This window comes from Catenovulum agarivorans DS-2 (assembly GCF_000568405.1).
Taxonomy (GTDB): Bacteria; Pseudomonadota; Gammaproteobacteria; order Enterobacterales; family Alteromonadaceae; genus Catenovulum; species Catenovulum agarivorans_A.
Window position 1 is genome coordinate 26,425 of record NZ_ARZY01000014.1, and the last position, 23,998, is coordinate 50,422.

The 23,998-nt window shown below is 41.3% G+C and carries 15 protein-coding genes; 7 read left to right on the top strand and 8 right to left on the bottom strand.

The features are described from left to right. Positions 1-42 precede the first annotated feature (42 nt). From DS2_RS08925 to DS2_RS08940, 4 genes are all read left to right on the top strand, one after another. Positions 43-2,856, top strand: a complete 2,814-nt coding sequence (locus DS2_RS08925) for a TonB-dependent receptor (RefSeq protein WP_035014390.1) — start codon at positions 43-45, stop codon at positions 2,854-2,856. A 69-nt stretch (positions 2,857-2,925) separates the two neighbouring features. Then, positions 2,926-4,437: a tryptophan halogenase family protein gene (locus DS2_RS08930; protein WP_035014391.1), complete on the top strand. Its 1,512-nt coding sequence runs from the start codon at positions 2,926-2,928 to the stop codon at positions 4,435-4,437. 15 nt (positions 4,438-4,452) lie between these two features. Continuing rightward, positions 4,453-5,187, top strand: coding sequence for a SapC family protein (locus DS2_RS08935; protein WP_035014392.1), 735 nt, complete (start codon positions 4,453-4,455; stop codon positions 5,185-5,187). 44 nt (positions 5,188-5,231) lie between these two features. Next, positions 5,232-7,598 (top strand): hypothetical protein, encoded by a 2,367-nt coding sequence (locus DS2_RS08940; protein WP_152537579.1) that lies wholly within the window; start codon positions 5,232-5,234, stop codon positions 7,596-7,598. Positions 7,599-7,689: 91 nt separating this feature from the next. Here DS2_RS08940 and DS2_RS08945 read toward each other — a convergent pair whose 3' ends face one another. After that, the gene (locus tag DS2_RS08945) at positions 7,690-9,822 is read right to left on the bottom strand and encodes an alpha-galactosidase (RefSeq protein WP_035014394.1); all 2,133 of its coding nucleotides are present in this window, start codon (positions 9,820-9,822) and stop codon (positions 7,690-7,692) included. Between the two features lie 238 nt (positions 9,823-10,060). Here DS2_RS08945 and DS2_RS08950 point away from each other — a divergent pair, with 238 nt between their 5' ends. Both DS2_RS08950 and DS2_RS08955 read left to right on the top strand, forming a co-directional pair. Then, complete coding sequence (locus tag DS2_RS08950; RefSeq protein WP_035014395.1) at positions 10,061-12,040, top strand: beta-galactosidase; 1,980 nt, start codon at positions 10,061-10,063, stop codon at positions 12,038-12,040. Continuing rightward, positions 12,040-13,467 (top strand): SLC5 family protein, encoded by a 1,428-nt coding sequence (locus DS2_RS08955; RefSeq protein WP_035014396.1) that lies wholly within the window; start codon positions 12,040-12,042, stop codon positions 13,465-13,467. Before DS2_RS08950 ends, DS2_RS08955 begins: the two co-directional genes overlap by 1 nt. Positions 13,468-13,505: 38 nt before the next feature. On the opposite strand, the gene DS2_RS08960 is transcribed toward DS2_RS08955, so the two are convergent. Continuing rightward, positions 13,506-13,856 carry an NAD-dependent epimerase/dehydratase family protein gene (locus tag DS2_RS08960; protein ID WP_035014397.1) on the bottom strand — a complete coding sequence of 117 codons (351 nt, stop codon included), beginning with the start codon at positions 13,854-13,856 and terminating at the stop codon, positions 13,506-13,508. Between the two features lie 17 nt (positions 13,857-13,873). Further along, positions 13,874-15,781: a sulfatase-like hydrolase/transferase gene (locus tag DS2_RS08965; RefSeq protein WP_035014398.1), complete on the bottom strand. Its 1,908-nt coding sequence runs from the start codon at positions 15,779-15,781 to the stop codon at positions 13,874-13,876. Between the two features lie 242 nt (positions 15,782-16,023). Here DS2_RS08965 and DS2_RS08970 point away from each other — a divergent pair, with 242 nt between their 5' ends. Then, positions 16,024-16,674, top strand: a complete 651-nt coding sequence (locus DS2_RS08970; RefSeq protein ID WP_035014399.1) for a class I SAM-dependent methyltransferase — start codon at positions 16,024-16,026, stop codon at positions 16,672-16,674. Here the strand turns inward: DS2_RS08970 and DS2_RS08975 are convergent. Genes DS2_RS08975 through DS2_RS08995 form a run of 5 tightly spaced genes read right to left on the bottom strand, consistent with a single transcriptional unit; the run spans position 16,671 to position 23,990 of the window. After that, positions 16,671-18,236 (bottom strand): LamG-like jellyroll fold domain-containing protein, encoded by a 1,566-nt coding sequence (locus DS2_RS08975; protein ID WP_035014400.1) that lies wholly within the window; start codon positions 18,234-18,236, stop codon positions 16,671-16,673. The genes DS2_RS08970 and DS2_RS08975 overlap by 4 nt on opposite strands. Next, positions 18,236-18,790 carry an RNA polymerase sigma factor gene (locus DS2_RS08980; RefSeq protein ID WP_035014401.1) on the bottom strand — a complete coding sequence of 185 codons (555 nt, stop codon included), beginning with the start codon at positions 18,788-18,790 and terminating at the stop codon, positions 18,236-18,238. The genes DS2_RS08975 and DS2_RS08980 overlap by 1 nt, the downstream gene beginning before the upstream one ends. 4 nt (positions 18,791-18,794) lie before the next feature. Continuing rightward, positions 18,795-21,080, bottom strand: coding sequence for an FAD-dependent oxidoreductase (locus DS2_RS08985; RefSeq protein ID WP_035014402.1), 2,286 nt, complete (start codon positions 21,078-21,080; stop codon positions 18,795-18,797). Continuing rightward, the gene (locus DS2_RS08990; protein ID WP_035014403.1) at positions 21,074-22,297 is read right to left on the bottom strand and encodes a glycoside hydrolase family 117 protein; all 1,224 of its coding nucleotides are present in this window, start codon (positions 22,295-22,297) and stop codon (positions 21,074-21,076) included. Before DS2_RS08990 ends, DS2_RS08985 begins: the two co-directional genes overlap by 7 nt. Then, positions 22,284-23,990 carry a sodium:solute symporter family protein gene (locus tag DS2_RS08995; protein ID WP_035014404.1) on the bottom strand — a complete coding sequence of 569 codons (1,707 nt, stop codon included), beginning with the start codon at positions 23,988-23,990 and terminating at the stop codon, positions 22,284-22,286. The genes DS2_RS08990 and DS2_RS08995 overlap by 14 nt, the downstream gene beginning before the upstream one ends. Positions 23,991-23,998 lie beyond the last annotated feature (8 nt).

Here is a 23,998-nt window from a genome sequence, read left to right on the forward strand (position 1 = left end):
TAAACACAACAACACTAACGAAAGGTAAATACGAGGAACAATATGAACAAGTCAATTTTTTCTCTCAGTAAAAAAACTGCAATTTCAGTCGCAGTATCTAGTGCACTGGTTTCTAATATTGCGCTGGCAGCTGAAGACGAAGGTATTCAATCAAAAACAGACGAAACCATTGTTGTTAAAGGCTTACGCTCAAGTTTAAAACAGTCTATGTTTGATAAAAAACACTCAGTGTTGGTTTCCGATGGTATTTCTGCAGAAGATTTGGGTAAATTTCCAGATTTAAACGTTGCAGAATCATTACAACGTATCACTGGGGTTTCAATTGACCGCTCTGGTGGTGAAGGACAATCTGTAACTGTTCGTGGTTTTGGCCCAGAATTCAACACTGTATTAGTCAATGGTCGCCAAATGGCAACTGAAAATTCAGGCCGGGAATTCAGCTTTGATGTATTAGCCGCAGAACAAATTACCGGTGCAGATGTATACAAAAGTGGTTCAGCTAAATTACAAGAAGGTAGTATAGGTGCGACCATAAATGTAACAACGGCAAGACCTTTTGATAACCAAGGATTTCATGCAGTAGCATCGGTCAAAGCGCAGTACGAAACCTTAAATGAAGAAGTTTCGCCTTCATTCTCAGGTTTAGTGAGTAATACCTTTGCTGATGGTAAATTTGGCGCATTGGTTGCTGTATCCCATCAAGAGCGCGACGTGCAACTCAACCAAATTGTAACTGCGGGTTATAGAACTGGTATTACTTTGACCAATACTGATGGTGACGTAGTTGCTGAAAATGCCACGATTCCTCGTAACCTTGATATGACAGTTGATGAGCAAAAACGAACCCGCACAAACCTAAGCACTTCTTTGCAATTTGCACCGAATTCAGACTTGACGCTAACTTTTGACGGTTTGTATTCAAAATTCGAAGTTGACTCTCGTGTGCGTGATTTAGCAGCTTGGTTTGAACCAAACCGCGTCAGCAGTGCAACCATTGATCCCGTCAGTAGAACTGCAATTAAATTTGATCAGGTCGGCGGCAACGCTAATACCGACTTTGTTGATCATACGCGTAACAGCAGAGATGTAACCGCCAGCTTATTTGGCTTTAATGCAGATTGGCAAGTTAATGAAGACTTAAAAGCGAACTTTGATTTGTCGAAATCGTCAGCTAAAGACGATAGCGCTGGCCAAAGCCGTTTCAACGTTATTGGTATAGAAAATACATTTAGCTTTGACCTAAGCAGCGGTGTACCTATGGCTATTCACCAAGGTTTTGGTTCTGGTTCATTGCCATCATCTGATTTAGCGCGCGCTCACTACAACGAGATAGGTGGTTTAGGCGGTGAAGCTCAAAACCGCGGGGCAACAGTTGAAGATGATATTCTTGAAGCGAAAGCTGATTTTGAATATATCCCTATTAGTGACACGTTAACAAGCTTGAAGTTTGGTGCACATTACCAAGATAGAGAAAAACAACGTTTTCGTGCGTTTGGTAATGCTGGCTGTGCCTTCTGTGGATACCATGCATCATTGCCAGCTGGTTTGTTAGAAACATATACAGCATCAAACTATTTTGATGGCGCTGCAGACACTTGGTATACCTACGATGCGGATGCATATTTTGCGTATATGGGTACTGAAGCAGCCTTTAACTCGCATGATACATCCGCTTTAGCGCAACATATTGCAGCCGGAAATGATCCTGCAAGTTTCACCTCATCTAAAACCAATTATGGCGATGGTTTTGTTGCAGTTGTACAAGACGACAGATATAAAGTGAAAGAAGAAGTGCTCAGCGCCTATATTGACGCGACCTTCCAAGGTGATTTTGGTGATTTGCCGTATAGCTTAAATTGGGGTTTACGTTACAGCCAGACAAATACAGAGTCTACGGGCGTTCAAGCTGAGTTAACCGACATTGTACAGACCTCAGATCCGACGCTGTTCAGTAATGTAACGAGCCCGGGTGTCGAAATTTCATCTTCGTCTAGCTACGGTGTGTTATTACCATCTGTCAACTTGAAATTAAATTTAACAGATGACTTGATTTTACGTGGCGCAATATACGACTCATTAACTCGCCCAACTTTAAGTGATTTAGCACCAACCACTGTGTATGGTGAGCCTCGCCGTCAAAATTTAACTGCAAACGGCGGTAATGCACAATTGCAGCCTTTCCGTTCAGAAAATTACGACATTTCACTAGAATGGTATTATGGTGACACTAGCTCTTTTACGGTTGCAGCATTTAATAAAGATGTAACAGACTGGATTGTAACCTTACCGGGTGAAGAAGAGTTTGTCTTGAGCGACCGAAGTGCACCAGGTTTCGCTTGTAGTACTTGTGGTGCAGCTGACGATTCTGACGAATTAAACGGTGCAAGTGAATTATTAACAGTATCTCGCCCTCAAAATGCGGTCGATGGTAATGTAAATGGTGTCGAAATCGCTTGGTTGCATACTTTTGAATCTGGCTTTGGTGTGCAAGCAAATGCGACTATTGTAAATAGTTCTGAAGAGCTAAATACACTTTTAGAAGGTTTAGGTGACTCTCAAAACTTAATTCTTTTCTATGAAAATAGTGGTTTCCAAACTCGATTGGCGTTCAATAATCGTGAAACCTTCTTGCGTACAGCAGTTAATCCAACTGGCGGTGAGCCAATCTATGGTAAAACATATGGTCAGTGGGATTTGAGTGCAAGCTATGATATTAATGAAAATATTAATGTATTCTTTGAAGGTATCAACATTACCGAAGAAGAAATAATCCAGCATGGCCGCTACGCAAATCAAGTTATCTCAGTAGAAGATAACGGTGCTAGATTTGCAGTGGGCGTACGTGGTACTTTCTAAAGTGTAAGATGAGCTCAATAGCAAGATTAACCTGCGACCGCAGGTTAATCTAAACCCGCAGGAGAAAATATGAAGCCAATTAAAAACATTGTTATTCTTGGTGGAGGTACTGCAGGTTGGCTGACAGCAGCTGTTATTGCAGCCCATCACAAACTCAATACGCACTCTAATATACAACTGACGCTTGTGGAGTCTTCAGACATCCCTACTGTAGGTGTTGGCGAAGGCACTTGGCCAACTATGAAAAACACGCTACAAGCGATTGGTATTAATGAACATGAGTTTCTTAAAACTTGCCAAGCCACTTTTAAACAAGGCGGCAAGTTTGTTGGATGGGAAACCGGTAACGATTTTTACCATCATCCGTTTACGGTGCCGCTCGGATACGAGCGCATAGACGCAGCACCGTATTTGGATGATGTTCGCCAGTTTGCAGATTTAACCAATTATCAACAAGCGGTTTGCGAAGCAGGTTTGGGGCCTAAAGCACCAACAGACGCGGAATACACAGCTAAACTCAATTACGCCTATCATCTGGATGCAGGTGCATTTGCAGATATGCTAAAAAAGCACTGTCGTGAAAAACTTGGCGTCAATCATATTGTAAATACGGTCGAGTCTGTCACACAAAATATCCAAGGTGGCATTCAATCTATGCTCCTGACGGATGGACAAGTAATAGATGCAGATTTATTTATCGACTGTTCCGGTGCGCCAGCACTTTTAATCGGAAAAGCGCTAGGCGTGAAAAAACATTCTACCAAAGATATCTTATTAAACGATTCAGCTCTAGCCATTCAATTACCTTACGCCAACGAAACCAGCCCAATCGCTAGCATGACAATTGCAACCGCTCAAACTGTTGGTTGGGTTTGGGATATAGGTTTACAAAAACGTCGCGGCGTTGGTTACGTATACGCATCTGACTATATAGAAGAACAAAATGCATATGATGTACTCACTCAATATGCAGAAAAAACACATAGTAAAGCAGACATAGCATCTCTTAATATTAAAAAAATTGGATTTGATCCTGGATATCGCAAGCAAATTTGGCAGCACAATTGTGTTGCGGTCGGTATGGCTGCAGGTTTTGTAGAACCATTAGAAGCAACAGCAATAATGCTAGTTGAACAGTCAGCCAAATATATAGCCGAAAACTTGCCAGTTGATGAAGCAACCATGCAAGTAGTCAGCAAACGTTTCAATGAAAAAATGCAATATCGCTGGCAGCGAATTATTGATTTTTTGAAACTACACTACCTGTTAACCAAAAGGCCCGAAGCGTATTGGCAAGCGCAAGCTAATTTTGCAACTTGCCCTCAGTCTTTGAAAGATGATTTATTAATTTGGCAAAGCCGTGGCCCACAAGCTGCTGATTTTGATTCATCAATAGAACTATTTCCCGCCGCAAGCTATCAATATGTTTTATACGGTATGGGGTTTAAACCGAACTACCAGCAACACGCTCATTTATACAAAATGGCAGAGCAAGCTGACGCTATTCTAACGCGCAACCAAAGTGTTAAAGAATCGCTTTTGAATTCATTACCCACCAACAGAGAATATTTTTTAAATTAAAACAGCGTACCCTATATGAATATAATCCCTTTTGACTCAAGCAAACACAAAAAATATTTATCAACCGCGCCAATACTAGCCGCAGCCCAGCAGCAGGCAAGTAATTTATCTCTGGGCGAAATTCCTAAAGCCTCATGCTGCTGGCCCGTTTTCTTGTGTAGGACAAAGGCGGATCGCCCTTTTGATATAAAAAGTTTAATGTCATTAACTGCTGACACCAATTTATTTGTAGCACAATCTACTTGGTTGGCGCCATACATGCCGTTGTCACTTGCTGTGTATCCGTTTGTACTCGCAAAACAAGACCAAGGGTACTCAATAGCTGTGCGCCCCTGTCCTGACGAGTTATTTGAACAAGGCGACACCTTGTTGGTTAATGAACTAAACCAACCCAGCGTGGCCTTAAAGCAAATCCAACAAAAACTTTTAACCAGTTTGAATGAGTCGGCAGCGCTAAAGGAGTTTGGCGAATTGCTGGCTGAATTTGAATTAACAAAAGAAATCAATGCAATTGTTCATTACGCCGACAAGACTAAGCAAGTGCTTGAGAGTTTAATTACGATAGACGAAGATAAATTGGCAAATTTAAGTAATGACCAATTAATTCAGCTACAGAAAGCCGGATATTTACCGTTAATTTATGCGATTTTGAATTCGATATTTCAACTCAACGCGCTAATTTTGAAACACAACCAATTTTACCCATCAGATAAAGTCGAACAAGTTGAGTTGCTGTTGCCTGGTGAGTAAAACTGGTTATAATTTAGCCACTCTATCTATCAGGCTTACATGGAATGAACTTCATAGGAATGTTGCGCAATAAGCATATTTACTCTACTGGCATATTTCTGCTGACGCTGTTAATCAACTTCTCACTGCTTGCTTCCACGGCAAGCACTCAAGATATTAATCCTGAACAAGCATCAAACCCTATATTTATCGGCACTTGGTCAGGTGACGTGGTGACAACTAAAACAACCTCAACCCGCGAGTACGTCGAAAAAAACGGCGTTAAACAATGGCAATACAATACAGAATCTAAAGATACTCATTATCCAATAATCATTACACTTAAACGTGGACGCGCAGCCAAGCTCACGGGTTATATCTACCATGAAATAGAAAACTGCATATATGAAATTAATCAACAACCATTTCAGAGAAAAAGGAATCGGCAAAGATATATAAACCTAGCAATAAACCCAGACAAAAGCAGCTGCGACAACAAATATATAATGCCAAAATTTAAATTAACCCTAACCAGCAATGATCAAATTAGCATTCATGGTCGCTACCAGCAAAGATCCGCTAATCAGGATAAAAGTCTAATTGAACGCAAGCGACATAACAGCTTGAAACACCAATACGCTGAGGCTTTACAGCAACTGCAAGCCAAAACGAACATAGTCTATAAAGATATTCCAATATATCAACCAGCAGAGCTTGTTCATGCAAGTGAGCTTATTAAGATCGATTTATTATTTCCCCATGGCTTTAGCAAACCGAACGATATTTTTATCAGTGTGAGTAGTGACAAATACAATTGCACCAACGCTTTATATTCACAACAAAGTTTAAATGGCAAAACTGTGCTCACTCAGCATGATCAGACATGCCCAATATTTAAACCAGGCTATTTTGCAGTTGAGCCAGGCGCATCGTTAAAAATCAGCTGGCGACCAAATAACCAGCAAGCTAAGCAAACGATATCAAGCGAAACAACGCTAAAACTAAAACGCAGTTTGCCAATTAAAGGGCATCAGCAAAATATAGCGGATTATTATTTCAATCAAAGTCGAGATTTAACCTTAGCCCAAGTTGGCAAAGCGTTTTCGCAAGCATATAGCCAAAGAGCAAAGTTTTTGCGCCAAGCTTTCTCTGAAGAATTGATGTTTGACCGCTACAGCTACAAATTTATTGGCTCGTGGCGAGGCGTAATTGAAATAAATGGTGGATTGGAACAGACTGGCCTCGCGTTGTGGACAGGACAGTCAGGTGATTACAATGATATGTTGGGTTATTTAACCATTGCGGATGCTTGTTTTTATAGCGTTTATTTGCAAAATGACAATGGGCGAGCGTGGTTAAACCCAAAAGAGCATTTTCAAGGTCGCTGCGAGCCAACACAAATTGGAATAAGAGCACGGTTACGCGCAGCTGTTTATATGAACAAAAGTAACACCATGCTGAAGTTTAAATTTAAAAATGGGCGACGAACACAAGATTTTGTTCGAGCCGCGTTCAAGCGAGAACAACCAAATGATTACATGCGCTCGTTATTTGCAAGCCCAAGAGAGAAAACCTATACACCGCCCAATGAAGCAACACTAAATTTGATGGAATCAGTAGAGGTCCCGGGTAAATCATTCGAACAAAACCATAAGCGAGCGTTGCAACAATCAAAAGAGCTACTGGCAACAAGGCAAGCCGCAGGAAAAAGAGAGCAAGAGCGCAAGCAAGCGTTGGCGCTAAAACAGTGGCAACAAAAAAAACAGCGACAGATTGAACAAGGATTAAGAAAGCCAGATAACACAAACCGATACGCTACCGCGTCTGGTGATCGCCAGCCGATGCCAACTGTTACAGGGCCATTCGATGGACTTGCTGGTGCGACATTTCTAAATGCTGTTTACAAAGGTGATGCAAACCTAGTCAGAAGAATTAATCGAAGCTATGCATTAGCTTTCAGCCAGGGGCTAAAAACCTTTTTTGGCTCATTTAGCTCGCAAATGACCAATAATATGGCTGATTTATCCACAGCAATCAAAATTCAAGACTCAGTAGCTGCAAAATATTTATTTGAATACCAAAAACATTCAGCCAGTTGTTTAACCGATACGGCCGTGACATTTTATGTAACGGGATACCAACCAGACATGGTTTTTACCAATTTGTTAGGCGTAGAGATTGCTCGCCATTACGGTGGCACCACAGTTAATAAATACAACGTAAACAAAGAGTTTACTGATGTATTTTCTCGTGTCGGAAAATTGAAACCTGAAGGTATAATGGCAAATATTACCAGTACTTTAGCCCACCAAAAGCGTAAAGATTTGCGAAAATCTGCGCTTAGGGGCATCGAACAAATGAGAACAAAGTTTTCATGCAACAGCAAAGAAGTTAAAATTTTTGAACGCAACCTAATCGCTTTATATCGCTAGCATAGGATCAAGAAACTGTTCTTGAAATAAATTGACCCTCATCGCACTCACACCTGCATTTAACTGCAGGTGTGAGCGACTGAGTATAGATTTACTTAACTTCAGTTAGTTTAAAGACTAGCAGGCTTTGGGGAAGGATTATTGGAAGCTGCATGCCAAAATTAACTAAATGTTCGCCAGAGAACACTTGTCCATTAAGCTTACTTAAGCCAGATTCTCGATATTCATTGATCTCAATAGGCCATACTCGTTCTATCCTGTAGTTTTTCGTTTGGTCTAAGCCTATAAAGAAATAGCTTGGTGGCAACGCACCTTTGTATTCTGTGATTAAATTATGCGCATAAAGCGCTTCAGATTGGTCTTTGGCGACAATACCAAAGTTAACTGCGCATTCTTGGCTATCTAAGCGCACTAAATTGCCACCATGAATTAAATGTCTATTGGCTTTATGTAACGCAAATCCATCGCTTAAAACTTTAGCTTCATGATCCGTTAATTCGCGAGGGTCCATTTCCATTCCCATATGGCCAAATAAGGCAACGCCAGTGCGCATTTCTATACTAATGTTGCGACCGGTGATATGACAGTCTCTTGGGCCAACATGCGATCCCATAACTTCACTCGGGAAGAAAAATGAACACCCTTTTTGAATTGATAGTCTGTCCAAAGCATCGTTTGAATCTGACGTCCAAACCCGGTCGGTGTAACGTAAAATGCCGTAGTCGACACGTGCACCGCCCGATGAACAGCTTTCTATCTCAACATGAGGGAACTTGCCTTTTAAATTCTGAATTAACGAATACAAAGCGAGCGTTTGCTTATGTACCGCTGGATAACCTAAGGCATTGTTTGCATGGTTAATATCTCTATTCATGTCCCACTTAATATATGTTATTTGTGGGTAAGCTTCTAATATGTCGCTGATTGCGCTATCTAAATAATCTGTAACTTCGGGCCGAGTTAAATCTAATACGTATTGATTTCTAAATTTTATTTGTTCGCAGTTTTCAGCTTGTAGTATCCATTCGGGATGTTTGCGGTATAGGTCACTATCAGGGTTTACCATTTCAGGTTCAAACCAAATGCCAAATTCCATACCATTGTCGTTAACGGCCTTAATTAACGGGTTCAAACCCTGCGGGTAAATGCTTTCGTCTACAGTCCAGTCACCTAAACCAGCAGTATCGTCGCGGCGTCCTTTGAACCAACCATCATCAAGCACAAAACGTTCAGCGCCTAGCTTTGCAGCTTTTTCTACCAACTCTTTCAGTGTTTCGTATGAATGGTCAAAATAAATAGCTTCCCAAGTGTTGTAATGTATTGGGCGCACCTTCTGTGTTGCATCGTAAGTTAATAACTTTGAGCGAACGAAGTTATGAAAGTTATTGGATAAATTGCTTAAACCTAGATTTGAATATGATACGTAAATACTTGGCGTCTGGTAACTTTCGCCCTCTTTTAATCTCACTTCGCCTGGGTGTAGTAATTCACCTAGCTGCACAAAATTTCTACCGTCAGATAAACTTTCAACTCGCGTTCTATGATTACCGCTCCAGCCTAAATGAAAGCCGAAACATTCACCGTGGGCTTCACTTGTGTTAGCGCTTGATAAAACGACTCCAGGAAAATTATCGTGCGAGGTTTTACCTTTACGGTTTTCTTTTAAGTAACCACCCATAAAACGTTTTAGTTTATGGCGACGAAACTCATTTGCCCAGCGCCCTTCAAAAGAATAGATGGTGTCAAACTGCTCTTGCAATGGTATTGTCAAAGATGCACACCAATCTATTTCGATGCTTTCGCTAGAATGGTTCACTATTTCGGTTGAAGCACTAAATACATTTGATTCATAGTCTAACTGTAGCTGATAAACGACTTTAACATTTCGAACATTATCGAACATTTCAATGATACTTTGACCGTTGGATTGTGCTACATATGTAATATGACCACTAAACATCCATGCATTGTTGCTGAGCGATCTAAGCTCTAGGCCTGGAGCACCAACAAATCCATCACCATAACAAGGGGTTAATGACAAAATCGGCTCGACCTCAGGAGCACATTTAGCCTCTTGCCTTTGAGCTAAAGCAATTAAGGGGTCAATGCTATCCAGTTGAGTTAACTTTTTACCCCAATAAATAATCTGTGGTTGTTTTCCAGTGCAGTTAACAATTATGGAAGTATCACGACTATTTAACTGAACAAATGGTTGATGGCTCACTGTTAGCCTCCTAAATTTCTAAACACATGTTAAACATGTACAGATATTAACAATATTTTTTCGATTAGCAAATATTTATGTGTTTTTATGTTCGTTTTTATTCGATTTGTTGATTTTAGGGTTGAAATGTGCCATATTTCACCCATACTCTGTTACATTTAGATAACTTAATAAAAACAGAATTAACTATAGTTTATTTTGCTAGCATAGCTAGCTCATTGAATAGGTGATGAAAATTATGTTTGGCGTGTGCTACTATCCAGAACATTGGCCTGAAAAAATGTGGGCTGACGATGCAGCTGAAATGAAAAAACTTGGGATCGAGTGGGTTCGAATTGGCGATTTTTCTTGGTCGAGAATAGAACCAATAGCAGGTCAATACGATTTTGCGTGGATGGACCGAGCAATAGATACACTCGCAGAAGCCGGTTTAAAAATTATCATTTGCACACCAACCGCTACACCGCCTAAATGGTTGATTGATTTACACCCTGATATTTTGCCTGTGGACATAAAAACAGGCCAAACACGTGGATTTGGTTCTCGCCGCCATTATGACTTCTCAAGCGACATTTATGTTGAAGCGGCAATGAAAATAACTGAAGTCATGGTCAAACGATATGGCACAAATCATAAAGTTTCGGGTTGGCAGACAGATAACGAAATTGGTTGTCACGACACTACTCAGAGCGGCTCAGCCAATGCAAAAGCAAAATTTCAAGTTTGGTTAAAAAACAAATATAAAACGATTGAAGCTCTAAATGAAGCGTGGGGCACTGTGTTTTGGTCGATGGAGTACAATGATTTTGAGCAAGTAGAGCTCCCTTTGTACGGCGTGACCGAAATGGGGTTATCTCATCAGTTAGATTATCGCAGGTTCAGTTCAGATATGGCGATTGCCTTCCACGATAAAATGGTCAATACCATTCGCGAACATTGCAAAAATCAATTTGTTACCCATAACATGATCCCCATGTGCGACACGCAGATTGATAACTTCAAACTGACAAAAGATTTAGATTTTGTTGCTTATGACAGCTACCCATTAGGTCGAAATGCTGAGGTGTTAAATCCAAGCAGTTTTGAACACATGCGCACTGGGCATCCGGACCTGAATGCATACTTTATTGAACAAACCAGAGGCTTGTCACCAACTGGTAGATTTTGGATTATGGAGCAACAACCAGGTGTAGTAAATTGGGCAAATTACAACCCAATGCCAGCTAAAGGTATGGTGAGATTGTGGACTTGGGAAGCTTTTGCGCACGGTGCTGAATGCGTTAGTTTTTTCCGCTGGCGTCAACTTCCTTTCGGCCAAGAGCAAATGCATGCAGGGATCAAAATGGTGAACAACCAGCCTTCCCTGTTTTACAATGAAATTGCCGCAACAATTAGTGAAGTAGCCAAACACCCCGAATTACTATCAGCTAAAGTCGACAATAAAGTCGCTCTGGTCACGGGCACAGAAAACCAGTGGTTTTGCGAAATTGAAACACAATCAACCCTGTACAAACATTTACAAACAGAGTTCCAATACTATAGAGTGCTGCAACAACTCGGTATTGGCGTCGACTTTATCGACGAAACATCCGATATTAGCCAATACCAATTGATTATTTGCCCTGCTTCTATTGCCCCCTCAGACGACTTCTGTAAAAAGGTTACTAGCACCAACGCACATTTTGTCCTTGGCCCTAGATTCGCAAGCAAAACTAAAAACCTGCATTTGCCGCACAACATGCCGCCTGGTGTTTTTGCAGAGCAATTAGGCTACACTGTGATGACCGCAGACACCACGCCAGTCAGCCACCAGCACAACATCCACTACAATGGAAAAACATACACAAGCCATACTTGGCGAGACATCATTCAACTCCACCATAATAGTCCGCTAAAAATCACCGCTAAAATTGAGGGACTAAAGAAAGCAGCGATGTTGCAAAATGATCGCTTTACCGTTATCACAAGTCTAACAGATGATAAATTCCTAGTTGATGTATTTAAAGAAATCGCTGCTAAACTAGATTTGCCGCTAAATGAAACGTTTGGTGACATAAGATTTAAGCAAAAAGGCAATTACTTATTTGTTCTTAATTATTCCAACCAGCCATACCAATTGGACTGCTTTGAGTCTGAACAGTATGTGTTGGGCTCAAAATTGATCCCTGCACATGATTTGGCAATTATTAAAACATCAGAATTTGAGGAGCAGCTCTAATGTCTAACACAATGATTCAACTAGGGGTATTTCTGTTCATTACCGCGTTAATTGCACTACTTACTTATCTAAAGTGCGCTGGGCATGGTCGTAGTTCTAAAGATTCCAACAAAGAATATTTTTTAGCTGGCGGTGGTCTTTCATGGACATTCATCGCAGGCTCAATAACACTCACCAACCTGTCTACCGACCAACTAATTGGCATGAATGGTAACCAAATGGCCCTACTTGCTTGGTGGGAGTTTGCAGCTGTTTTCGGCTTAATTATTTTAGCTAAAGTATTCTTACCCGTTTATTATAAAAACGGCTGCACAACCACCACCGAGCTTTTAGAAAAAAGATACAACGACAGACATATACGCGCTGTAATTGGCGGTTTATTTTTACTGGGTAACATTTTTATATTCTTACCTGCGGTATTGTACACCGGGTCGTTATTTATGCAGTCGATGTTTGGTGTAGATATTAGTCTATTAACTTTAGCGATAATTTTTGCCATTGTGGGTTCTGCATATTCAATATTTGGCGGCTTAAGAGCCGTTGCTGTTTCAGATACCTTCAGCGGTGTCCTGTTACTGACTATGGGTATGTTGGTGGTATTTTTAGCACTTGGCGCAATCGATTGGGATTTTTCAGGCATACCAAAAGAACGTCTAACACTGGTTGGAGACAACGACTCACCGCTGCCTTGGCACGTCCTTTTAACTGGTATGATTTTTATTCAAACATTTTATTGGAGCACCAACCAAACAATCACTCAACGTGCAATGGCTGCACCAAGCTTAAAAGAAGCTCAAAAAGGTGTATTTGCAGCTGCCATTTTGCGCTTTATGATCATCCCACCTATGATTGTCATTCCGGGTATTGTTTCATATAAGCTGTTTGGCGATGTAGGTGATGCTGCTTACGGGATGATCGTTAACGACGTGTTACCTTTGTGGTTGTCAGGTGCATTCGCAGCAGCAATTGCCGCAGCTGTATTATCCACGTTCAATAGTATTCTTAACTCTTCAGCCGCTTTGTATGTATGTGACTTACATGAGAACTACTTGAACTCCAATCCAAACGTAGCAAAACTAAGTGGTATAGCGAGTTTAATATTTGTCATAATTGCAATTGCATTGGTGCCAGTCTATGCCCGTTCAGAAAGTATTATCAACACCATTCAAGAGTTATATGGCTTGTTAAGCATGCCAATTCTCTCGACCTTTATCGTTGGGTTATTATTTAAGAATGTCCATTCTAAAGCCGCAATTACAGCAGTGGTGTCTGGAACTTTATTGTACGCTGTTTTTGTGTTTGCAATAGATGATAAGCCGTTCCACTATATACACATGATGTTTATAACTTTAGTTTTCTCGGTAAGCACATCTTTGTTTGTCAATCGCTTTGTGTTGGGGAACAAAGCCGTATTAGCGTACAGATAGAACCGTTAAGGCCTGCTTAGGCAGGCCTTACAAGCGACTCAATCACTCACCAATATACGATTGCTGGCAGTATCAACTACCCCACCCCAGCGTGTATTTGCTGATGCGCTTTTAGGCTGCTCAAGCATTCGGCTATCCACGATTTTTTTTGCGCCTAAAGCTAGCAGTGCAGCAATGTCGTTTATCTGCTCTGTCGCAGCAACCACTGTGTACCCTAACTCTGCCAACAAATGAACGGCATGTCGGCCTACACAACCACTTGCACCAGTTACTAATATTTCTCCCGATTCCGGTGTAATTCCATTTTCTTCTAGTGCATTAACACAAGTCATTGCAGTATACACATTAAAAATGGTTTGGTTTTGCTCACTTGGTTGAACTAAACACATATTAGCCTCCGACTATTTTATTGTGGTAGGTTTTTGATTAAATGCGCAGGGATATCCAACTTTTTGTTGTCTGCCCCTTTGGCAAAATTAGATACTACGTAGCGGTTTTCTTGCGACCAATCCGCTTCAATTCGGCCATCACCTAAAACGATGTTGCCAAGCTTTTGTCTAAACCAATTGGCTAGCGCTTGATATTGTGGATGGTAAGCAAGATTGTTTCGTTCGAGCGGATCGATTGATAAGTCATACAAAGCCATATCAACTTCTTTCGCTTCAGCTTCTAACGCCCATTTAATATTCTTTCCAATGTCAGCATTAGGTACCGCGGTATAATAAGGTCGCGTGCGCATAGAAAACCTAAATCGCTCAGAGTGTAAATAGGCTCTAGGGCCGCTTACAACGCTAGTTTCGCCTAAAATATACTCTCTTTTAATAGCAGTTCCTGCGGCTACGTCTAATAAGTTCTGTCCATCTAGGTAGCTATAATCCGACGCTTGCACATTTATTCCAGCTAGCGCCAGCATGGTTGGCGCGAAGTCGACAAACTCAACTAACTCCTTATTAACCACACCACTTGGGATCAATGATTTATCTGAGGCGCTAATAATAACTGCATTGGCAACCGACTGCTCCCAAGGGCCTGTTTTTCCGGCTATACCGTTTTCGCCTAAGTGCCAGCCATGATCACCTATGGTGTAAATAATCACCCATTCTTGATTATGTTTAGCGCTATAATTTTTAAACGCCTCCACTGCCTGACCAATTAGCTCGTCGCCATGCGCGCAAAAAGCATAATAGTCTCGAATGGCTTGCTGCTTTTCTTCATCGGTAATACCGTCAATTTTCATTGCGTTATAAATTTTTTGTAGCTGAACCGGCAGTTTATTTAGTTCGTCTTGATCGAACTCAGGCAATTGATAAACCTTGTCTTTAAAGCGCTGCCTTATCGATTTGGGTGGTAAAACTGGCGTATGAGGTAAATGCATACCTAAATGTAAAAATAGAGGGCTTGAAGTATTTCCCCCCTGTCGCGCGTGTCCTGCAAGTGTCGTGTATTGTTTGTTTTCACTTTGCAGGTAGTTAACTAACTCTTTGACGATTTTCGCGTCTATCGTATCGTTCTTCGGGTTCGGGTTTTCACCACCAATAATGGTTTTATTGCTGCCCCGTGTATAAGCTCGCAAAATATCAAACTCTTTATCGGTTTGTTTAATTTGTGCTAAGTCTTGAGCGGTTAATGTCGTTTTATTACGTCTAACATTGTAGGCTCTTTTGCTACCGTCAGGATATTGCACTACTTCAGTTAAACCAGTAATCGCCAACTCGCCATTGACTTTGCCGTAAGAAGCTTCAACAAAAATATCACCCAAATCATACTTTTGTATGTCGTGCTTAAAATGCACACGTGTATCAAATAAATGTTCGATATTATAAAATCCTTGCCCTGGCCCCCATCTAAAAATATAGTGGTCTTCTTTACCAAACATGGCTGTGCCGTAGCCAGCCGATTTTAAATGTTCCGATACCAACGGCTGAGTAAAATCTGGGCCTTGATGCGACATTTCAAATGCAAGTCGGCTATTCCTAAATGGGTACCGACCCGAATGCATTGCAGCGCGCGAAGGTGCACACACAGGCGAGCTAGTAAATGCATTGGTAAATAAGATACCTTCAGCGGCGAGTTTGTCGGTATTTGGTGATTCAACGTAGCCTAGTGGACTATTAACCTGATTGTAAACGGCTTGGTTGTATGCGCTAATAGAGTCTGGTCTATGATCGTCTGTAACTATCCATAAAATATTCGGTTTTGCTTTTTTGCTAGTTTGCTTAGCTGAAGGAGTATTTTCCGCATATTTTGAACTGCAGCCGCTAACGCCGAATATAGCAACAAATACTAGAGTGACGGCTATTTTTAGATTTATCATCTTTATTCGCTTTGTTGTTTTTGCTGTACCTGTTTTCCCTATTGGCTAAAAGCTAAAAAAGTGACACAAGTTTTTATAATTTTTTTAACCTAACAATAAAATTAACCAGTCAATCACAAAGATTACAGAAATATGTAAGGCTAAGGTGCTTTGCTGCTGAAAAAATACTATACTCACCTGTAATCACGTTTTGTCATTTATCCTCGATAGTTGGCCGAGCATTCACACTTAAAGGCTAACAAATGACTGATTTACGCTTGAACTATCAAACCATTGAGTTTGGTGAGATAGACATTCATCTCTGCACTTTGCGCAATACCAACGAATTTTACGATCCCGAAGGCTTAGCACTAAAAGCAGGGATCTGCTCAGCTTCTTGGCCAATTTTTGGTGTGGTGTGGCCTTCTAGTGTCGTGCTTGCTCAATTTATGCTGAATTTCAATACAACTTCAAAACGTGTATTGGAAATAGGCTGTGGTATTGCGCTGTCTAGCTTGCTGTTAAATAAACAAAATACCGATATTACTGCTACGGATTACCACCCAGAAGTCGCGGGTTTTCTACAAAGAAATGTTCTGCTAAATGGTGATGAATCTATAGCTTATGAACAAATCGATTGGACGAGTGATTCAGATAACCTTGGTTTGTTTGATGTCATTATCGGCAGCGACCTTTTGTATGAAGATGCCCATATCGACCTATTAGCCAGTTTTATTCAACGACATGCCAAATCCAGTTGCGAAGTGGTCATAGTTGACCCCGGCCGAGGAAGAAAAAATAAACTCAGTAAAAATCTGGTTAATTATGGGTTTAGCAGCAGCCAATCGCAACCCTCAGAGGTTGCGCCTCAAGCAGCTGGTTTTAAAGGCTACATTCTAGAATACGTCCGTTAGAAATATTTGTTGTCCATCAGCGCTCGGATTTGCTGTTGTTCTAATGCAGCATCAAATACGTACAGTTCGTCGACCGCACCTCTGAAAAATTTATTTTTTTCATGGGCTTGGGTATAACCAATATTTCGCCCTAACGACAATGGCCGAGAGTTTTCTTGGCTTATTTTGGTATTCACTTTAGCAACCGATTTGCCGTTGGTTTTTTCAAGCTCACCATCAACATACATCAACACATGAGTTGATATATCGGATGCTTCACCGCCATATAATACCACAGCAACGTGATGCCATTGCCCGTCTCTTAAATCACGTGTACCAACCACTTGTGCATTATAGGTACCAATACGCAGCGCACCAATTGGGCCATTTTGTGGAAATGGATTTGGCGATATTTGCCATGCTGAGTAAAGTTCTTGTGTACCCCAACTAACAATACCAAACACCTCGTGCATGCCAATATCCTGTGGCACTTTTACCCAAAAACTCACGGTCCGCGGTGCATCACCAGAAATCCCTGGGAAATCAGTTTCTAACCAATTGCTTTTGCCGTCTAACGCAATCGCGTTGGCAAAAACGCCACCTATTTGGTTAATTTGGCCGTTTTCAGTTCTGTCATATGCTGGATAATGTTGGCCGGCAATACCTTTGCCATCCGACACAAATTGTCCAGCATCTGCTTGGTCAAATGACCAGTGCAAATAATCTGGATTCACCGCGGATTTGCCCGGCAAAGCACGCATAAATAAGTTGGGGCTGCTTTGAATTATTTGCATTTTTTCATCTAAACTAAATGCCAACGCTTGGTCTTTTTTCAGCATTTTAAACGCTTGTTGTTTAGATGCCCGAGCTTTAACTTCACCATCTAATACATGTACTTGGCTTTCACCTCGCTCGTTTACATCAACCGCGAATTCGGTACCTAAATCAATAATTTCTGAGCTTGGGGTATCTACTCTAAAACCAATTGCTTGCGGTGGAACTTTAGCAACTAATTTGCCTTTTTCTAAAATAACTAGGTTTTCTGAACGAATATCCAGTTGAATCGGCGCTTCTAAAACTAAAACAACCCCATTGCCCATGGCAACTTCACTATAACCTTGGTCTAAATAAATTTTGCCTTTGTTTAATTTTTTGCCCACAGAAAATTCACTTACTGACGACAAGGCCGCAACTTTAGTCACAACGGCTAAATTATTTTGCACCGACACTAAACTGCTCACAAAAAATATCATTACAATTGCCGCAACACTGGCCGCCAACACCCTTTGTGATTTAAACCAAGGTCGAACAACCTTGGCTTTGGCTGGTCGGTCAGCTGTTGATTGCTGCTGACTGATCTGCTGCATCACTGTATGTATAGTGTGCTTATTTTCAGTTTGATTTTCGTCAGTTTCTAGAGCAAGCTTAATTAGCCGGTCGGTGCTAACTAATTTGGCCAACTCTTGTTTAACGATAGGATATTTGCGACATTCACTGAGTAACTGCTCAGTAACCTCTTCACCAGCTAAATAGGCAGCAATTAACCTACGCTGCTCTTTACTCAAGCTTTTAGATTGATTCATTAACAATACTCCTTGAGATTTTTTTCGATGCATTCACGCAGTTTTTCTCGTATACGAAACATTCGCATGGTCATGGCTGAATGCCGCACGCCATGCTGTTTAGTTAACTCAGCAATAGAAAAGCCTTGTTTGTAATGCTGATTAACCAGCTTTTGCGTTTTTTCATTTAACTGCGCCATACAATCTTTAAGTGCAGCAACGCTGGCGACCTCTTGCCCTTGGGAATAATCAATATCAAGCTGCTGGTTAATTAATGTTTCTAGCTCAGCATGGCTACCCACACTTATGGGCTTATGTTTGCGTATGTAATTTCTAAGCAAGTTAATCGCAATACCGCGCAGCCATGCATCTACTGGGCGACTATCATCAAATTCGTCTAATTTGTTAAAGGCAAGAATAAAAGTTTCTTGGGTTAAATCTTCTGCTTCAGCGGGTTCTTGCAAACGCATACGCAAGCATGCACGAACGCTACTTTGGTAGCGTTCGACAATGGCTGCATAAGCTTGTGCATCTCCGTTGCGTACTTTTAAAATTAAATGAACGTCATCATGCATTTAGCTAGTAGATCTCTATTTGGAATAAACTCGCAGGTACTAGTTTACTAGGGTGATCAAATTCAACAATCAATTGATCTAGTGTCACGGGTTGTTGCAATTCAAATTGATTAACTGTTTGGTAGTTATCAACCACATCCAACAACAGCGTACCATCTGCAAGTTTTATTCGATAATTTTGCACACAATATGGCATTTCACTTTCCGGGTGCTGCATTAACACAGTTTCTAATGCGTGATCTGCGTCTGTATCAAAGAATAGAGTGATTTGGCTAATTGTGACAGGTGCAGGCCAGCAAAACTTAATGTGTGGTTGATTATCGCCAAAACTTGCAGCCCATGCATTTGTTTGTCGCCACGGGCGTAAATAACCGTTTGTGACGTGAGATAACGGATGTACCTTGAGTGCAGATTCAAATTCCAACGCTAAATTTTGCCCTTTTGGACGTCGCTCTGGTGTCCAAAACTCAAACGACTCAATGCCAGAGTCTGCCGGCATAGTTTGTTTACCCGTGTTAGAAACCGCTTTGTGTACTTTATTAAATACAGGCATAAAACCAGTAACTAGCTGATCAGATAGCGCTAATTCAACAGCTGAATTTGGATAAAATGTAACAAATCCGTACTGCTCATCTATCGCTACATCTGAGAAGTCTAATTTGATGATTTGTTCGCCAGCAACCAAGTTTAACTCAATGGTTTTTAAGCTTATCTCTGGAGTGTAATTTTCAGCTTTTTCACTGACTCTTAAAGCAACTTTTAACTGAGTTTCAGTTTGTGCTTTAACTTGCAGTTTCATTACAGGTGCCGTGCCTTGATTAAACGGCATAAGCTGCGCGCAAGCTTGCGTTAAAGGCATATATTTGCCACTTGGCAATAATTGTTTTAACTCAAGTTCACTGCTGGCAGATATATGCGCTTGTTTGGCCAAATTACCCTGCTGCGCCAATGGCACATTAGGAATACCATGGCCAAACCGATTCAACTGTTGTTGCAAACTTTGCATATACTCTGGCTGCAGCATAGCTTTTGCACTTACCTTGTATTGTTTACATAGTGCAGCGGCTGTACCAACTGCTTGACCACCATGGGCACAGGTTATCATGACTCGGCTTGAACCATACGCCATATGGCTGGCACTGATATTACGCCCTGCAAAAAACAAATTATCGATATCTTTGCTGATAAAACAGCGATACGGAATTTGATAAACGCCTTTTGAATGAAATTGCGAACACGCTGGTTTGTCACTATAAATGCCTTCTGATGGATGAATATCAATCGCCCAGCCTCCATAAGAAACCGCATCGGCAAATTGAGTTTGCTCAACAATATCTTGCTGTTTAAGCATATATTCACCGTTAAAACGGCGGCTTTCACGCTTACCAGGTACCGTACCTATCCACTCTAAAGTTAGGTTTTCAACATCATCAAACTTGCCACTGTTTTTAATGTAATCCCAAATGCCGTAAACGATTTTCCATAATTCCCATTTAATTTCTTCAGTTTGCGCAATAGTATTGTGGATACCACCATATTCAATCCACCAAAATTTAATCCCTGAATCACTGCCTTGAATATTTTTACAGCGAGGCATTGCACCAATTTGCTCGTGAGAATAGGCAAATTTAGGCGGAGTATATTTAACTGGGTGATCTAACTTTTTACTGTAGAAAAACAGCGTATGACCCAGCAACTGGTCATTCGCTTGCTCTGGTGCCAATTGTTCGCCAAATTCATCGCGTGATTCAGCACCAATTCGAAAGCTTGCGCCTGCATTAAACGCCACTAAACCATCACCTGTTGCATCACAAAACAATGGTGCTGATACGCTGTACTCAGTCGAATTTTGGCTACAAAAAGCAACAACACTGTCAATTTTACGCTCAGACGATTTATTCACTTGATAAACGGCAGTATTGAGCAACAGCTGAATATTTGGCTCTGCGGCAACTTTGTCTAACAACACAGCGTCAAATATAATTGGATTGCCGTCTTTGTTTACCTTGAGGTTTTCCAACATGATTTCGTCTATGATCCCACCTTCGCGCGACCACCTGTTATTGTTGCCCATATGTGAAGTTGCACCCAGCGCCCATACTCGCACCTCGCTTGAAGCATTGCCGCCTAATACAGGTCTGTCTTGAATTAATACAACTTTACTACCATTACGCGCTGCAGCAATCGCAGCACACACACCGGCAAGCCCTCCACCCGCTACCACAAAATCAGTGCTAATATTCTGTTTGTTATTGGTTCTTGTTTGTGGGCTAAAACTTTCTACTAACATACATTCTCACTCTTTTGTTCACTCTTTTGGGCACTTTGTTGGCGTTGCGCTTTCTGTTTTTCAGTTAAAGCTTGGGCGAAATAAACACTTGGATGATGAATTACATCGGTTTCTTTCATATCTGTGTTATTACCGTTTTGGGTTAAATTGCAGTCGAACCTGCCCAAAAAGCTGTGTTTAGTACTTGGGTTGGTTTTGTCGCAAAAATGCGATAATCCCCATTCAATTCCTTGACCGTTTTCTGTATTGGAAAACGCATCCGCCACATATGGTCCTGCTGCTACAGGCATAAGCGAAGTAACAGACGCAATGGAAAAATTAACCCCGTCAGGCGCAAATTGAATGGTATTGTTTTCGTTGCCATTGCGAATGGCAAAAGCGGCTATGCCCTGCTTAAACGGGAAATAGGTAGTTTCATGCCCCGAATTAAGCACTGGGTTTAAGGAGTGTTTATTAAAAGGACCCATTGGGTTTTCAGCAATTGCTAAACCATTAGCGACCAAATAATCGGGCCTGTCGCCAAATGCAGCTTTGTAATACAGGTGAATTTTGCCTTGATAAACCAACAAGTAAGGATCGTGTATTGAAAATTGATCCCAACTGCCTGCTGGGCCATTTTCCACCACAATTTTATTGCAAGGTGCCCATGGGCCATCGGGGCTGTCAGCAGACGATAAAGTAACCGGGCAATGGTCCCCTTTTATGCCACTGGCTTGCATAAAAGCTTGATAATACAGATAGTATTTACCTTGCCAGACTAAAATATCCGGTGTAGAAACCGAGCGCCAACCCGGCTGTGGTTTAGCCGGGCGTTTTATTGCACAGCCCTGCTCTTGCCAGCTAAAGCCGTCTTTACTGGTGGCATACCAAATTTCAGCCAAATCCCAATCTGTAGATGGAATAGTGTCGCTGCAATTTTCTGGCCCTTGTGGTGGTGTTTGTGTGTCACGCTTAGTATACCAAACGTAGTACAAACCATTTACTCGAATAATTTTTGATGGGTCACGGCGCGATACTGTGCCATCACCTCCTCGATAGTCAAAACCCTGTAACTGGGTATATTTAAAACTGCTAAATAAACGATTATCTTCTGGCCGCGGCGTTTGATATTCGTCGTACATTCGCGCCATCGCTTTGCTTAATGGCCTATCCGGTTTTGTTTGTGGAATATCCCAAGGAAAAGCACAGGAAAAATCAGTTTGATTAGGCTTGTTCATATCCACCCTCAATTTCAGAAATTTTATTTTTATACATTAACCAAGCGCCCACCAAGGTAACTAAACACGCCATGGTACCGACAACCAAATTACCTTTTTCAGCCAAGATGGCTAAGCACATAAGAATAAGCCCAGTGACTAAGATACCAAAACCAATCACTTGGTTACCTTTAGTATTGGCTGAGGCTGACTGCTCTACATTGAGCTCAGCACTTTGAGCTTCTACTTCGGCTTTTTGTTGTTTTGCATGTTCAAGCTGTTTGTACTGTGCATACCTTGGCGCAATTTGTTTAGTTGCGCGGTAATACAGTTCAAATGTTGCAAGGAAAATAACTGGCGTGATAACCCCTAACAGCATTTCTTCGGCTCTGTCTAACGACAATTCAAACAACCAAGGGCTGATAAACTTAAAATATGCGTTAATGACTAAAGTTAAAATGGATGTGGTTAAAATTGAAAAACCGCGTTGGTATTTTGAAAACAACAACCAAATTGGCGGTAAAAATAATGCGCCACCGGTCAGTGCTGCCATAGTCATAACTACTTCAACCACACCGCCCATATATGGCACAAGCAAAGCTATGGTTATAGTGACAAAGCCGAGTAAAACTGTGGTTAAGCGGCCAATTTTAACCAACTTTGCGTCAGCTATTTTAGGCCACAAAGGTTTAACAACATCGTTGGTGATCACGCCTGCGGTAATGTTCAGTGCAGTATTAATCGAGCTAGAGGTTGCGAATATCATTCCCCCCAACATTAAACCAAGCATGCCAATGGGTAAGACTTCTTTACACATTAACAAATAGGCACCTTCGTTATCGGCTGTTGCAATATCAGGATTGAGCACGCGATAAACCATGGGTGCTAACATCCAAACTACCGGACTAATTAGATAGAGACCACCAAATAACCAGCCGACTTTTTTGGCATCTTGCGGTGTCGCCACGCAAGTATACCGTTGAATATATGCCCAGTTACCTGCAATAAAAAACAGGTTATATAGGGCAAATGCAACAATAAAACCCCAAGTGTATTCACCGCTGGTTAAGCTAAAAAAGTTTTCTGGCGCCTTGTTTATAAAATTGCTGACACCACCTATTTCTTGTAATGACAAAGGGACTACCACCAATACAGCCGCAGTCAGCACTACAAACTGCAAAATATCAGTGACAATAACCGCCCACAAACCACCAACGGCCGTGTAGATAAGAATTAACAAACCTAATCCAATAATGGTGTTGATAATTGGCAGCCCTGTCGAAACCTCAACTATTTTTGCAACTGGATATAAAAAAGTGCCCGTTGAAAAAGTCGCTATGGTTAAGAATATTGTTGTATATACTTTTTTAACACGCTCTCCTAGGCGCTCGCTGATATATTCAGCTGCGGTTAAAACGCGTGTTTTTTGCCATTTAGGCGCGATAAAAAAGCCAATCACTAAACCTGCGATACACATGGTCCATTGAATGGTTACGGCAACCCAGCCATTCTGGTATGCAATTGAGCCCCAAACCACAAAAGTACCGGCAGAGAAAAAACTCATAAACAGTGACAAGCCACTCATCCACCAAGGCAGCGCACCACCTGCAGAAAAATAGCTTTTCATATTTTTGCCAGAGCCAGCAAAGCTCATACCGCAGCCGACAACCAGCAAAGTAAAAATAATAATGACCGTAATATCAACCGAACTCATAAGCCACT